The organism is Bacillus sp. ABA4_010 (genome assembly GCF_056159105.1).
This window is the reverse complement of record NZ_JBSWUN010000003.1, coordinates 1957486-1969958: the sequence shown is the minus strand read 5'-3', so window position 1 is coordinate 1969958 and position 12473 is coordinate 1957486. Positions and strand designations below refer to the sequence as shown.

Genomic DNA, 12473 nt, shown 5'->3' with positions numbered 1-12473 from the left:
TACACGGTGTGTGGGGGGTTACCATCTGTAAGCACCTTCACATGTATTAGCCTTCGGTTCATAATAACAATGCTGTTTATATTGTCCGGAAGCTGGTTGGTCATACCATGTAGGAGGACAAGGACCGTAAGGATTAAAATACCAAAGTGAGTATTTAGAAGGGTGTTCTCTCCAGTAATCCAATGTTTGTTTTGCTAACTTTTTTTCGACACCTCGTGCTCGGTTGTAAAAGACATTTCCTTTTTGGACGGCTTCAAATGAATAATTTCCGCCTTGTACTTGGTAAATGACTTGCGGGATGGACGTTAAATTTTTGAAATCTAAACAATTCGCTTTTAGTCGATTGACAATGACATTCCCAACCATAAGCATCCCCAATCGCCCTTCACCTTCGGCTTCTGCCCTCATCATCCGTGCCATTAAATCAACATCTTTGTCGGTATATTTAACTCTTGGCATTTTTTATCACCTCTAAAAGAATTGTATTAAAAAAGGACGGTAAACATGTTAACCGGTTTGGAATAAGGAGAGAAAACAAGAAAGAACATAAAAAGCTCAACGCTGTTTTTACATTAAAAAAGGTGCACAAGAAACACTAAAATGAGGTGTTGAAGGAATGAGAACATACATTGTTTTTATCATCTTATTTCTTTTTGTGGTCACTCCAAGTAAAGCTGCTGTTACTGACAAACTACAGATTGTGGGAAAGTTAAGTGAAGAAAATATTACCTTATATGCGAAAGAAAGGAATGGTTTATATTATGATTTTAAACTCGCTTTCAATGGGACGATTTACTCCAAACCTTTTTGGATAAGTACTGCTAATCCTACTTATCCACAAATGATTTATGAGGACATTAACAAAGATGAAAAGAACGAATTAACCATCATTTTAAACAAAGGATCCGGTACAGGTGTTTTGTTAGAAGAAGTTTATGTTTTTGATACAACTTACAATCGATATGAAACCAATCCTATGGACCCGTCATGAAAAAGTCATTGAATTTCCATGACGGAATCTCTTCTACTATGAGTTTACGTGCATGTAATTAAGTCAATTAAATTTAAATCAAAACCAGTCGGTTGCCACGAAAAGCCATTCCATATATACCCCGCGGCAGATCTTCCATCTACATAGTAAGGATAAAACCAAAACCCTTGCGCTCCTCCTGACGGCCATATATAAGAAATTCTATACATGCACTGATTAATAGAAATCGGCGGCACATATCCAAACGTACCTGGTGGAAGACCCGTCCCTGGTTTTTGCGGGATTTGAGCGGGTGGAGGCGAAGCAGGCGGAGGCGGCATAGCCCCGGAAGATGGTTGCTGCGGTGTTGGAGTTGGTGCCGGCATTGGTGTAGGTGTTGGCATAAACGGTCCTTGTTGTCCGGAACCAGGGGCAGGCGGCGGAGGCGGAACAAATATGTTGAACGGATTCATTCGTCCGTCATAAGAGGTTGCCGGATAATGATAATAAAACTGCACGGATATCACTTCTTTCTTTTTGGTTTGAATCATCTTCAATGATGTATGGTATGTATAGGAGGGCGGAACGGAAACTCGGCTATGCGCCTAATCCATTATAAAAAAGAATTGACAGATAGATGGACATTCTCTTATTCTTATATTAAACAGTCGAACACCTCCTAAAGGGGAGTAGCTTTTACAGCAAAGTCGTCATTTCGGAGCAATACTGCTCTCGGCTTTGTTGGCAACATTCCGTTGTTAGCAAGACCTTTACTGCACTGCGGTGAAGGTCTTTATTTGTATAAAACCTTTGCCGCACATGGTGAAGGTTTTTTTATTTCGTACTGTCGGTTTTTTACTAGTATTCAATTACACTTATAAGGAGAAACGATTTTAGTTGAAATCAGCGGCCATACGGAACCTGTTTTTCACGCTTGTATTACTGACAGTGATTGAAAGTCAAGTCTTTTCATCTGTCACTTTAGAGGTGAAGAATCCACCACGTCTTCACAACAGTATTGTCTTAACCATTCAACATTTAAATGTTCATGCTATTAAACCTTAAATTTCTAAGAAAAGGTGATTGGGTTGCTTAAATTTATGAAGAGACTAAAATTTATGTTAAAATTTTGGAGATTCATTCCGTTTTTAAAGGATTTCTTTACTTCACGAGAAGTAAAGTCACATCATAAAGCGCTCGGGGTTCTTGGAATCTTGACATACGCCTTCTTTCCATTTGATCTCATTCCAGACTTTTTATCGTTCTTTGGAATTGTGGACGATGTTGTCATTGCCACATTTATTTTGGAAAGACTGGTTAAAATAGCGCCACCATCTCTCAGAGACAAATATGATCTTATTTAAAAAGTTTTTTCTAGAAGGAGTATAGAAATGGAAAATTGGATTACCGATATTATTGAACAATACGGATACATGGGCGTTCTTTTATTAATTGCGCTTGAGAACGTATTCCCCCCGATTCCGTCAGAAGTCATTTTAACGTTTGGAGGCTTTATCACCACAACAACTGACTTAAGTATTGGAGGTGTCATTGTTTCTTCCACTATTGGTTCTGTCATCGGGGCGGTTATTCTATATGGGATCGGTTCACTTATCGATATGGAGCGATTGGAAAAAGTAGTGGATAAATGGGGATACATCTTGAGACTTTCCAGAAAAGACCTTCATCATGCACAAACGTGGTTTTCCAAATATGGCATATGGACTGTATTTTTCTGCCGGTTTATCCCGTTAATTAGAAGCTTAATCTCGATTCCAGCAGGTATGTCACGCATCCATTTCGGTCTCTTTTTGTTATTAACGACACTTGGGACGTTCATCTGGAATGCGGTTCTCATTAACATAGGAGCAGCCGTTGGGGCATCATGGGAAAACATCGTACTTTATATGGACATGTACTCTAATATTGTGTACGCCTTACTCGGAGTGTTCTTTTTATTGTTGGTGGGACTGTTTATGAAAAAAAGAAAAAGGAATGTTCAATACGAAAAGAAATAATGGATCCATGTGCCTGCTTTAGCTTGTCAGCTGAGCGGGCTTTTTTATTTTCTCTACAGGAAAGGAGAATGTCGGTAAAATGAATGTGATGAAGTGAACGTAAGTATAAAGGAGAGCGAGAGGAGCTAAATCTATGAATAAAACGTATGTTGTTTTTGTGTACGGAACCCTTCGCAAAGACGAAGCCAATCACTATTTATTAGAGGATGCAGCATGTCTTGCGCGCGAGTGCTGGACGTACGGTATTCTTTATGACACAGGTTGCGGTTATCCAGCGATGGTCCAGGACAAAAATCAGAAAGTGTACGGGGAGTTATATGAAGTAAATGCAAATCAGCTAAGGAAGCTCGACTGGCTGGAAGGCTATGAAGGAGAAGGAATGTCTAATGATTACGAGCGAATTAGACAGAGCATTTACACAAATAGCGGCAGTGTTGAAGCTTATGTATATATTTATTCTTCTTATAAGGCGGCAAAGCTTACGAAAATAACAACTGGAGATTGGAAACAGCGCACTTAATCCATCTGTTTCATCGGAGGAAGTTTTTTATCCCGTTAACGCGGGAGGAAAAGTTAGAAAGCGCATTCATTTTTCTGTAGCGCAAATGACAAAGTAATAGTATAATTATTTAGAAAATTATCACATATAAAAAGAGGTTGATGAACGGTGTCAATGGATGCGATCGACTTAACGCTGAAAGAGCAAACGATTTTTAATCATGTTGGAAATAAAATTCAAACAGAAGATCGAGAAATTAAGATTGTGGCTAAATTAGAAGAACCGCTAATCGTTATTTTAGGGAATGTGTTAAGTGATGAAGAATGTGATGAACTCATACGTTTGTCCAAAAATAAACTGGATCGTTCGAAAATTGGCAATGCCCGTGAAATGCATGAACTTCGAACAAGCACAAGCATGTTTTTCGAGCAAGCGGAAAATGAGGTTGTGACAAAAATTGAAAAAAGAATAGCGTCAATTATGAATGTACCGATAGAACATGGAGAAGGTCTGCAAATTTTGAACTATCAAATGGGCCAAGAATATAAAGCGCATTTTGATTTTTTCTCATCAGCCAATGGACCAGTCACGAATCCACGGATTAGTACGCTTGTGATGTACTTGAATGATGTGGAACATGGCGGAGAAACGTTTTTCCCTAAGCTCAATTTTTCGGTTTCTCCGCAAAAAGGAATGGCTGTCTACTTCGAATATTTTTACAATGACCAGACGTTAAACGAACGGACCCTGCATGGCGGTGCTCCTGTCATGATTGGCGATAAGTGGGCTGCAACACAGTGGATGAGACGGAAAGCACTCACATAAATAATGGCAAGCACCCCTTAGCAAAATAGCTGAGCGGGTGTTTTTTAAATTTAAAAAAGAGGAAACTATCTATACGAGAGTAAAAAGAAGTTTTTATGGAAACTTCTAACAGGAAGACGGCATGGTCATTTCGAACTTTCACATGGAAATATTGACTTCCATTCGTTTTTTTAACCTTAAATAAAAGGAGACTGTATACATGAACTTTCGAATCGAAAAAGATACCATCGGTGAAATTCAAGTTCCAGCAGATAAATTATGGGGAGCGCAAACGGAGCGAAGTAGTCAAAACTTCAAAATTGGAACAGAACGAATGCCTAAAGAAGTGATCCAAGCTTTTGCTGTTTTGAAGAAAAGTGCGGCATTAGTAAACAAGAAATTAGGAAAACTTGATGATGTGAAAGCAGAAGCAATCGTCAACGCAGCAGATGAAATTTTAGCAGGGAAACTTGATGACCACTTTCCGCTTGTGGTTTGGCAAACCGGAAGCGGTACTCAATCCAATATGAATGTGAATGAAGTGATTGCAAATCGCTCGAATCAATTACTAGAGAATGCAACAGTTCATCCAAATGATGATGTTAATAAATCACAAAGCTCCAACGATACCTTTCCAACTGCCATGCATATAGCCGGTGTATGTGTGATTGAGGATGAAGTGCTGCCGGCGATTCAAAAGCTAAAAGCGACATTTGCTCAAAAAATAGAAGATTTTCAGGACGTGATTAAAATTGGACGCACTCACTTGCAAGATGCAACACCATTAACGTTAGGACAGGAAATGAGCGGCTGGCATCGAATGCTTGAAAAAACAGAAACGATGATTAAGACAAGTCTTAATCCGATGAGAGAATTGGCAATCGGTGGTACGGCCGTTGGCACAGGGATTAATGCACATCCGCAATATGGCGAGATGATGGCCGAGCAAATCAGTGAGCTGTTAGGAAAAGAATTTGTGACCGCAAGCAATAAATTTCATGCTTTAACAAGTCATGATGAAATCGTTTATACGCACGGCGCATTAAAGGCGCTCGCTGCTGATTTAATGAAAATAGCCAATGATGTGCGTTGGTTAGCAAGCGGCCCGCGCTGTGGGATTGGGGAATTAACCATTCCCGCTAATGAACCAGGAAGTTCCATCATGCCAGGTAAGGTTAACCCCACACAAAGCGAAGCGTTAACGATGGTTGTTTGCCAAGTCATGGGGAATGACACCACCATCAGTATGGCAGCAAGTCAAGGGAACTTTGAATTAAACGTCTTTAAACCCGTCATCATCCATAACTTCCTTCAATCGGCCAAATTATTAGCGGATGCGATGGTATCCTTTAACGATCATTGTGCAGCAGGCATTGAAGCCAATATAGAAACCATCCAAGAAAATCTTCAAAGATCGTTAATGCTCGTCACAGCACTGAATCCGCATATCGGTTATGAAAATGCGGCTCGTATTGCCAAGTTAGCGCATAAAGAAGGATTAACGTTAAAAGAAGCGACGCTGCAATTAAAATTGTTAACTGAAGAGCAGTTTGACCAATTTGTTCGTCCAGAGGACATGATTCATCCAAAAGAGTAAGAAGCCCGGAGACGGGATACCTTACAACGCTTTTCATTTCTTTTACAATACAATATGATAATTGTATAAAGAGTAAAGGGGAATCTAGTCATTGAATAAACATAGGATGATTTTTACAGTTATGCTGTCCTCAAGTCTTTTACTGACAGCATGTGGTCAAACAGAAGAAAGCAGTCAATCGACAACAGATCAGGAAGACATGAAACAAGAAGAGATGGTAACAGAAACCGTTGAAGAAAATGTAAGTGTAGAGGATGAAGTAAAAGAAACTCCGGAAGAAACGACAGAAGGTTCCAATGTCTCAGACGAAGGAGAATATGAACTAGCAAAAGAACTCTATAAAGAAAACAACATTACCATCTATTACCCTCAAATTAGCGGTCTAGCAAGTGAAGCAAAACAAATAGAACTTAATCAGCTATTATTTGATGAAGCGTACAAAGTAATGAACTTTTATCCTGAAACAGAAGGGTTAAACATGGAGATTGATTATACTATCTCTTTCCAACATCCAGCTTTTTTAAGTGTACAGTATTCAGGTGTTGCTTTTGTGGAAGGGACGGCCCATCCGAATAATATGTTTTATACAACAAATATTGATGTAACGAACGCAAAGAGGATGAAACTGACTGATGTGGTCATGGTTAATGAAGAATTCGTTGAGCTTTTTCAATCAGACGCTTTTCATGTAGTGAACCTAGAGCTTGAAGAAATCGCGGGTGACTTAAAGGGAAGTGTAACGGTCAGTGATTTTGAAAATGCCGATTCATTAGACAGCAGCGGAACAGAAAAGCACTCCGAAACTTTCACCTATTTTACAGAAGATGCTTTCAGAATCAGTATTCCGGCAATTCACGCGGTTGGAGGACATGCGGAGTTCGAACTAGGTTATGAGGATTTGCCTTCAAATCTTCGGGTTGAACATAAGATTTGGGAGATTTTTGATAGTGAAGAATAAGCTTTTGTCATAAATAAGAGCCAGCCCCTTATTGAATAAGTGACTGGCTCTTATTTGTTTACTGTTTGTTTACTTGTACAGGTGTGAATTCTTGTTCTTCTGCTGTTTGGTTATTTTTAATAAACCAAGCAATAATAAGACCTGCTAATGAAAGAACGGCGACAACGATACATGCGATATTCACGCCGTACATATCCGGATACGGAATATCAGGACGCTGTGCCGCGCTTTCCGCTGTTGTCGTCATAACTGTCACAAGAATAGCTGTACCAACTGATGCTGCGATCATTTTCATCGTATTATCCATTGCCGCTCCATGCGCAATTAAACGTTTTGGAAGCTGATTTAATGCAGCGGTTGAAACGGGCATCATCACCATTGCCAATCCAAGCATCCGCACGCTGTACGTAACCGTAATATAGAGAAAGGATGTAGAGGGTCCTAAGTTTGTAAAAGCGAATGAAGAGACGGACATAATGAGTAAACCAGTAATAACGAGCCATCTCGCACCAACTTTATCGAAAACTCGACCGATAATCGGTGACATTAACCCTGTAATTAAAGCTCCTGGTAACATCGCCAATCCAGCTTCAAAAGCTGTGAAATCACGCATATTTTGCATAAATAGCGGAATGATGGTTTCCATCCCGATTAAGCCAATAAAGGTAATCATTCCGATTATAATGGCTAGTGGAAAAATGGAATACTTAAAGACTCGGAATTCAAGCATTGGGTGCTCTAGACGTAATTGTCTTGTAATAAATAAAACAAGGGCTACCGCTCCTGCGCCTAAAGACAAGATGGTCATGTAATTCGTCCACCCATAGTTCCCTGCGCTTGTAAATCCGTAAAGCAAGCCGCCAAATCCAATTGTAGATAAAACAATGGAGATGACATCGATTTTCGGTTTTGTTACTTCTGTGACATTTTTCAGTGCAATAAAAGCAACAAGAATATCAATAAGGGCAATCGGCAAAATAATGAAAAACAAAACGCGCCAAGAATAGTGTTCGGTAACCCAACCCGATAAAGCCGGTCCGATAGCCGGAGCAAATGAAATCACAAGTCCGACTAATCCCATTGCCGCCCCGCGCTTATTGACGGGGAAAATCATAAGAAAAACTGTCTGCATGAGCGGGAGCATAACGCCGGCTCCGCTTGATTGAATGACTCGCCCAAGTAGTAATATTTCAAAGTTTGGCGCAAGCCCTGCAACTAACGTACCGACCGCAAAAATACTCATAGCTGAGATAAAGAGCTGTCTCGTTGAAAAACGCTCTAATAAAAAGGCGCTCACGGGAATCATAATTCCGTTCACGAGCATAAAAACTGTTGTCAGCCACTGTGCGCTGTTTGCGGTAATGTCCATTTCTTCCATCACCGGTGGTATCGCTGTAATCATTAACGTTTGATTCAATATGGCGATAAACGTACCAATAAGAAGAAGGGATACAATTGTAGAATGCTTAGTAGTTGATGTAGTCATTTCGATCGTTCAATTCCTTTCTTCATCTTAATTCGACATCAAACCATTTGAGTATAAAATAGTTTCCAAAATGACATCCTTTCGTATAGTACATGATTTCACATCAATTAGCTATGAATTTGCTTAATGATTTACAAATGTGAATGAATTGATTTTTTGGATGAATAAATTTAAGATTACGAGGACTAAAAGATTTTTTATATAATGAACAAAATGGATTACGAGAGAGATGAGGGATAAAAGATGGTTATTATGGAAAATGATTGGTTAAAAGTTGAAATCGCAAGCAGCGGAGCGGAAGTGCGGAAAGTCATGCATAAGAAAAATGGACTGGACTATATGTGGACAGGTGACAGTGCCTACTGGGGACGTGTCTCACCAGTGTTATTTCCGATTGTTGGTCGTTTAAAGGAAGATCGCTATGAACTTGATGGTCAAACGTACGAAATGTCACAGCACGGCTTTTTGCGTGACGTTGTATTTAATGTTCAGGAACAAACGACTACAAAGGCTTCGTTTCAGTTTCAGTCAGCTGGCCGTTTTAGCGATGTATATCCTTATGAATTTACAGCGTTTATTCATTATACCCTTCAAGAGGACTCGCTTACTGTGCAGTGGGAAATTGTGAATGAAAACAATGAAACGATGCATTTTTCCATCGGTGCGCATCCAGCATTTCATATTCCGCTTTTAGAAAATGAAAGTGTAGAGGACTATCTTGTCCATTTAACGCCTGCAGCAAATGAAAAAGTCACTCAATATGAATTAAAGAATTCGTTAATTCATGAAAAAGGAATTGTTCATGATTTTTCAGCCATTCCGCTTACAAATGATTTGTTTGCACATGACGCGCTCGTTTACAGCAACATCGATCAGGCTGCACTTGTATCGAGCAAATCGAATCACGGAGTAGAAGTATCGTTTGAAAAATTTCCGTTTGTCGGAATTTGGTCCAAATATATGGACGAAGATGGATCAATTGCTCCATTTGTCTGCATTGAGCCTTGGTATGGCATTGCCGATACACACGATACCACTGGAGACATGAAAGAGAAATTTGGCGTAAATACACTAGAAGTCGGACAAACATTCCGAGCGGAGTATACGATGACATTTAAATAATGGAGGAAACGGAATGAAAGAACTAAAAGAATTAACATCGTTGGACATGGTTGACCGTTTCATCAAGGAGCATCAACTAAGCTTCATCTATATATCAAAAACAAACTGCAGCGTCTGTCACGCCTTATTGCCCCAAGTGCGCGAATTACTCAATCAATTCCCGCTCATTCAATTAGGGCATATTAATGCAGACGATATAGAGGAAATAGCGGGCCATTTTTCAATTTTCACTGTTCCTGTTCTTCTTCTATTCGCAGATGGAAAAGAACTGTTAAGGGAAGCCAGATTCGTCCACTTACAGCAATTTGAGGATAAAATTAAGAAGATTTATGATTTATATACAAAGAGCTAAACGAATAAAAGCCGATTTTCCTCCGTGAAGGAATCATCGGCTTTTATTTTTTTATCGTATATGACCTTTTTGAGTTTTTCTTTAGTTGAAAGCTTTGAATTTCCTGAAATCTCGTTGGTCGTTTCAAAATTCTTTTCAAATAGGCGTTCTAGAGACACCTCTTGCTTATGAGAACCTCTGGAATCAAGTGAGTAGCAGCCTTTGACTTAATCTAGAATAATACTAGATGCTTTTGCTTGATCGGAGCGGGTCTATGACTGGACTTGAATAGGAAAAGTAATCTTTGTCATTACAACGGACGGGATGGAGAATGCCATTGAATTTGAATCATCAAGTTTGGAAAAGAAGGCAGAAATAAACCGAGGAATGAAGGAAGGAAACTGGCGATGCTCCAAGAAGGAACGCTTTTTCTTATTCTGTAAGGGAAGTCTTTTAGTATAATAAACATATCTGAAAATGAAATCTATACAAATGTAAAGGAATTATGTGGTTATATGAAAAGAGAGAAAACCTATATAAATGAAATTCTTGCTTATTTTTTTCCTGTCGGAAGCTGGGACATATGGACTGGTCCGTCTGGCTCTAATAATACAACTCGATTTTTAACAGTAGATGATGAACAATATGTCGTTCGGATTTACGAAACGCATCAAGATGAGCGAAAGGTGAGGTATGAACATGCTATACTACTTGCTGTAAAAGAATTGCCTCTTACCTTTAGCATCCCAGAACCTGTAACGACAAAGGATGGAAATACGATTGCGAGAACAAAGGATGGGAAGCTTGCCAGTGTATTTCACTTTTTGGATGGTAAAAACTCTCAGCTTATTGAATTAAATCAGCTTTACTCTTTCGGAAAGATAACGGGTCAATTAACAAATGCTCTTGCACGGACACAAACGAATGAGAGTCCAATTTATAGACCGTATTATGACATTGAACATACGCATCCTCACTGTTCGTTGCAAAAGTTAACGAATTTTTGCGAGAATCCGCCAATCGAATTTGCAGGACAGGAGGCGGAATTAAGTCATATTTCCAACCAAATTGACGCTTTTCAAAAGATAGCCCCAACATTAAAGCGGTTACCGCATCAGCTCGTTCATGGAGACTTGAACGCATCCAACATTCTCATAAACGAAGAAGGAACCGTTTCAGCGGTTTTAGACTTTGAATTTGTCACACACGATTTACGAGCAATGGAACTAGCAGTTTGTTTAGCAAACTTCATTCGCCCTGACGAGGAGGACGCTGTAATATGGGGGAAAATTGATGCTTTTCTTTCTGGATATGGCAGCGTGATGAAGCTCACGGAAGATGAAATCACGATTATTCCAACTCTTGTCCAACTTCGAGGATTAGATGTCTTTATCCACTTTTTAGGTCGCTATTGGGATAAGGTAGATTCAGTGGATCATGTTAAGAAACAACTACATAACAATGCGATTAGAGCGAGTTGGCTCACTTTTAATCAAGAGAGATTGATTCGTACATGTAGGGAGCGACTGTTATAGCATATTAACCATGTAAGGGTACTGAGAATGGGGCAAGAAGACAGAGATAAAATGATACGATCATGCATAAGTAGGTAAAAATGGAGGTGTTGTAAAATGGATATCATGACAACAATCGCCGAGGATAAAATAAAAGCGGCTATTCAATCTGGAGAAATGGATAACATTGCAGGGATGGGAAAACCGCTCGAATTGAAAGATGATTTGCCGGGTATGTCTCCTGAACTCAAGATGGGCTATCGTTTACTAAAGAACGCAGGCTTCGTCAATGAAGAATTAGAGCTAAAGAAAGAGATGCTGAGTCTTGAAGATTTAATTGCTTGCTGCCAAGATGACGCAGAAAAGATTCGATTAGAGAAAAAGCTAACGAAAAAAAGAATGCGTTTTAATGAAATAATGAAGAAAAGGCAGACTCATACCAATTCACGGTTTGGGTCATATGTTGAGAAGATTGATAAGTTGTTTGAGTAGCGTAAAATCCTCTTTAAACACTGCACGAAAGAACGTACGTTTGTATAATTAACGTATAGGTAATTTATGGAATAAAAGGAGAGGGGACAAATGCCAAGAAATCCAGGAATTACAGATGAGCTCATCATTGAATTGTACAAAAGCGGGATGCCATTTAAAGAAATGAAACCAATTATCGGTCTTTCAGATCGTGCTATTCGAGCGGTCGTGCATAAACATGGAGTAGAAATGAATCGAGAAAAGTCATCAGGGCGTCCGCGGAAGCATAAGGTGAATGAAGACTTCTTTAAAACTTGGACACATAAAATGGCATGGGTATTAGGTCTGTTCATAACAGATGGCTGTGTTCATCATCATAATCAGTGTATTACTTTTTCTCAAAAGGATGACTTTTGAACCATTATAAGCATCAAATTTCTCAAAATATACTGACCTTAGTTAAAGCGTATAAATAAAAGAGTAGTTATAAAATTTTATCTCAATAGCAGCAAGTCACTCAAATAATTAGTAATTACAACAAACCAGCGGGATTTATCGATTTCTAGGAGCGGGAGTATTCTTAAAGATATTTGATTATATTATAAGGAAACTTACTTACAGAATACATTTGAATCAGTTATCATCAATTTAGCAGTAATAATGGCTAGGTTAAAAGGAAGGGGCTGGGATGATAAAGATAAAA

15 protein-coding genes are annotated in these 12473 nt (G+C 39.1%); 12 read left to right on the top strand and 3 right to left on the bottom strand.

Annotated features, from left to right (window positions below):
- Nucleotides 1-18: 18 nt before the first annotated feature.
- Nucleotides 19-459 carry a cell wall hydrolase gene (locus ACXAEO_RS11065; protein ID WP_474880842.1) on the bottom strand — a complete coding sequence of 147 codons (441 nt, stop codon included), beginning with the start codon at nt 457-459 and terminating at the stop codon, nt 19-21.
- 157 nt (nt 460-616) lie between these two features.
- On the opposite strand from ACXAEO_RS11065, the gene ACXAEO_RS11060 reads away from it, so the two are divergent.
- On the top strand, nt 617-991 hold the full coding sequence (locus tag ACXAEO_RS11060; protein ID WP_474880839.1) for a hypothetical protein: 375 nt from the start codon (nt 617-619) through the stop codon (nt 989-991).
- A 44-nt stretch (nt 992-1035) separates the two neighbouring features.
- Here the strand turns inward: ACXAEO_RS11060 and ACXAEO_RS11055 are convergent, their stop codons facing one another.
- Nucleotides 1036-1488 carry a hypothetical protein gene (locus ACXAEO_RS11055; RefSeq protein WP_474880837.1) on the bottom strand — a complete coding sequence of 151 codons (453 nt, stop codon included), beginning with the start codon at nt 1486-1488 and terminating at the stop codon, nt 1036-1038.
- 600 nt (nt 1489-2088) lie between these two features.
- On the opposite strand from ACXAEO_RS11055, the gene ACXAEO_RS11050 reads away from it, so the two are divergent.
- From ACXAEO_RS11050 to ACXAEO_RS11025, 6 genes are all read left to right on the top strand, one after another.
- Nucleotides 2089-2334 (top strand): YkvA family protein, encoded by a 246-nt coding sequence (locus ACXAEO_RS11050; protein ID WP_474880834.1) that lies wholly within the window; start codon nt 2089-2091, stop codon nt 2332-2334.
- A gap of 27 nt (nt 2335-2361) precedes the next feature.
- Complete coding sequence (locus ACXAEO_RS11045) at nt 2362-2988, top strand: DedA family protein (RefSeq protein ID WP_474880833.1); 627 nt, start codon at nt 2362-2364, stop codon at nt 2986-2988.
- A 133-nt stretch (nt 2989-3121) separates the two neighbouring features.
- Nucleotides 3122-3508, top strand: coding sequence for a gamma-glutamylcyclotransferase family protein (locus ACXAEO_RS11040; protein WP_474880831.1), 387 nt, complete (start codon nt 3122-3124; stop codon nt 3506-3508).
- Between the two features lie 153 nt (nt 3509-3661).
- Nucleotides 3662-4312, top strand: a complete 651-nt coding sequence (locus ACXAEO_RS11035) for a 2OG-Fe(II) oxygenase (protein ID WP_474884109.1) — start codon at nt 3662-3664, stop codon at nt 4310-4312.
- Nucleotides 4313-4511: 199 nt separating this feature from the next.
- A complete protein-coding gene (gene fumC, locus ACXAEO_RS11030) occupies nt 4512-5888 on the top strand; it encodes a class II fumarate hydratase (protein ID WP_474880828.1) in 1377 nt (458 codons plus the stop codon).
- 91 nt (nt 5889-5979) lie between these two features.
- A complete protein-coding gene (locus ACXAEO_RS11025; RefSeq protein ID WP_474880824.1) occupies nt 5980-6846 on the top strand; it encodes a hypothetical protein in 867 nt (288 codons plus the stop codon).
- 58 nt (nt 6847-6904) lie between these two features.
- Here ACXAEO_RS11025 and ACXAEO_RS11020 read toward each other — a convergent pair whose 3' ends face one another.
- Nucleotides 6905-8332 (bottom strand): DHA2 family efflux MFS transporter permease subunit, encoded by a 1428-nt coding sequence (locus ACXAEO_RS11020; RefSeq protein ID WP_474880822.1) that lies wholly within the window; start codon nt 8330-8332, stop codon nt 6905-6907.
- Nucleotides 8333-8575: 243 nt separating this feature from the next.
- Between ACXAEO_RS11020 and ACXAEO_RS11015 the strand changes: the two genes are divergently transcribed.
- From ACXAEO_RS11015 to ACXAEO_RS10995, 5 genes are all read left to right on the top strand, one after another.
- The gene (locus ACXAEO_RS11015) at nt 8576-9454 is read left to right on the top strand and encodes an aldose 1-epimerase family protein (RefSeq protein ID WP_474880820.1); all 879 of its coding nucleotides are present in this window, start codon (nt 8576-8578) and stop codon (nt 9452-9454) included.
- A gap of 13 nt (nt 9455-9467) precedes the next feature.
- Nucleotides 9468-9806: a thioredoxin family protein gene (locus ACXAEO_RS11010; RefSeq protein ID WP_474880818.1), complete on the top strand. Its 339-nt coding sequence runs from the start codon at nt 9468-9470 to the stop codon at nt 9804-9806.
- 494 nt (nt 9807-10300) lie between these two features.
- Nucleotides 10301-11320 (top strand): phosphotransferase, encoded by a 1020-nt coding sequence (locus tag ACXAEO_RS11005; RefSeq protein ID WP_474880815.1) that lies wholly within the window; start codon nt 10301-10303, stop codon nt 11318-11320.
- Nucleotides 11321-11416: 96 nt separating this feature from the next.
- Nucleotides 11417-11791 (top strand): DnaJ family domain-containing protein, encoded by a 375-nt coding sequence (locus tag ACXAEO_RS11000; RefSeq protein WP_474880813.1) that lies wholly within the window; start codon nt 11417-11419, stop codon nt 11789-11791.
- 90 nt (nt 11792-11881) lie between these two features.
- Complete coding sequence (locus tag ACXAEO_RS10995; protein ID WP_474880811.1) at nt 11882-12187, top strand: hypothetical protein; 306 nt, start codon at nt 11882-11884, stop codon at nt 12185-12187.
- The last annotated feature ends 286 nt before the right edge of the window (nt 12188-12473 follow it).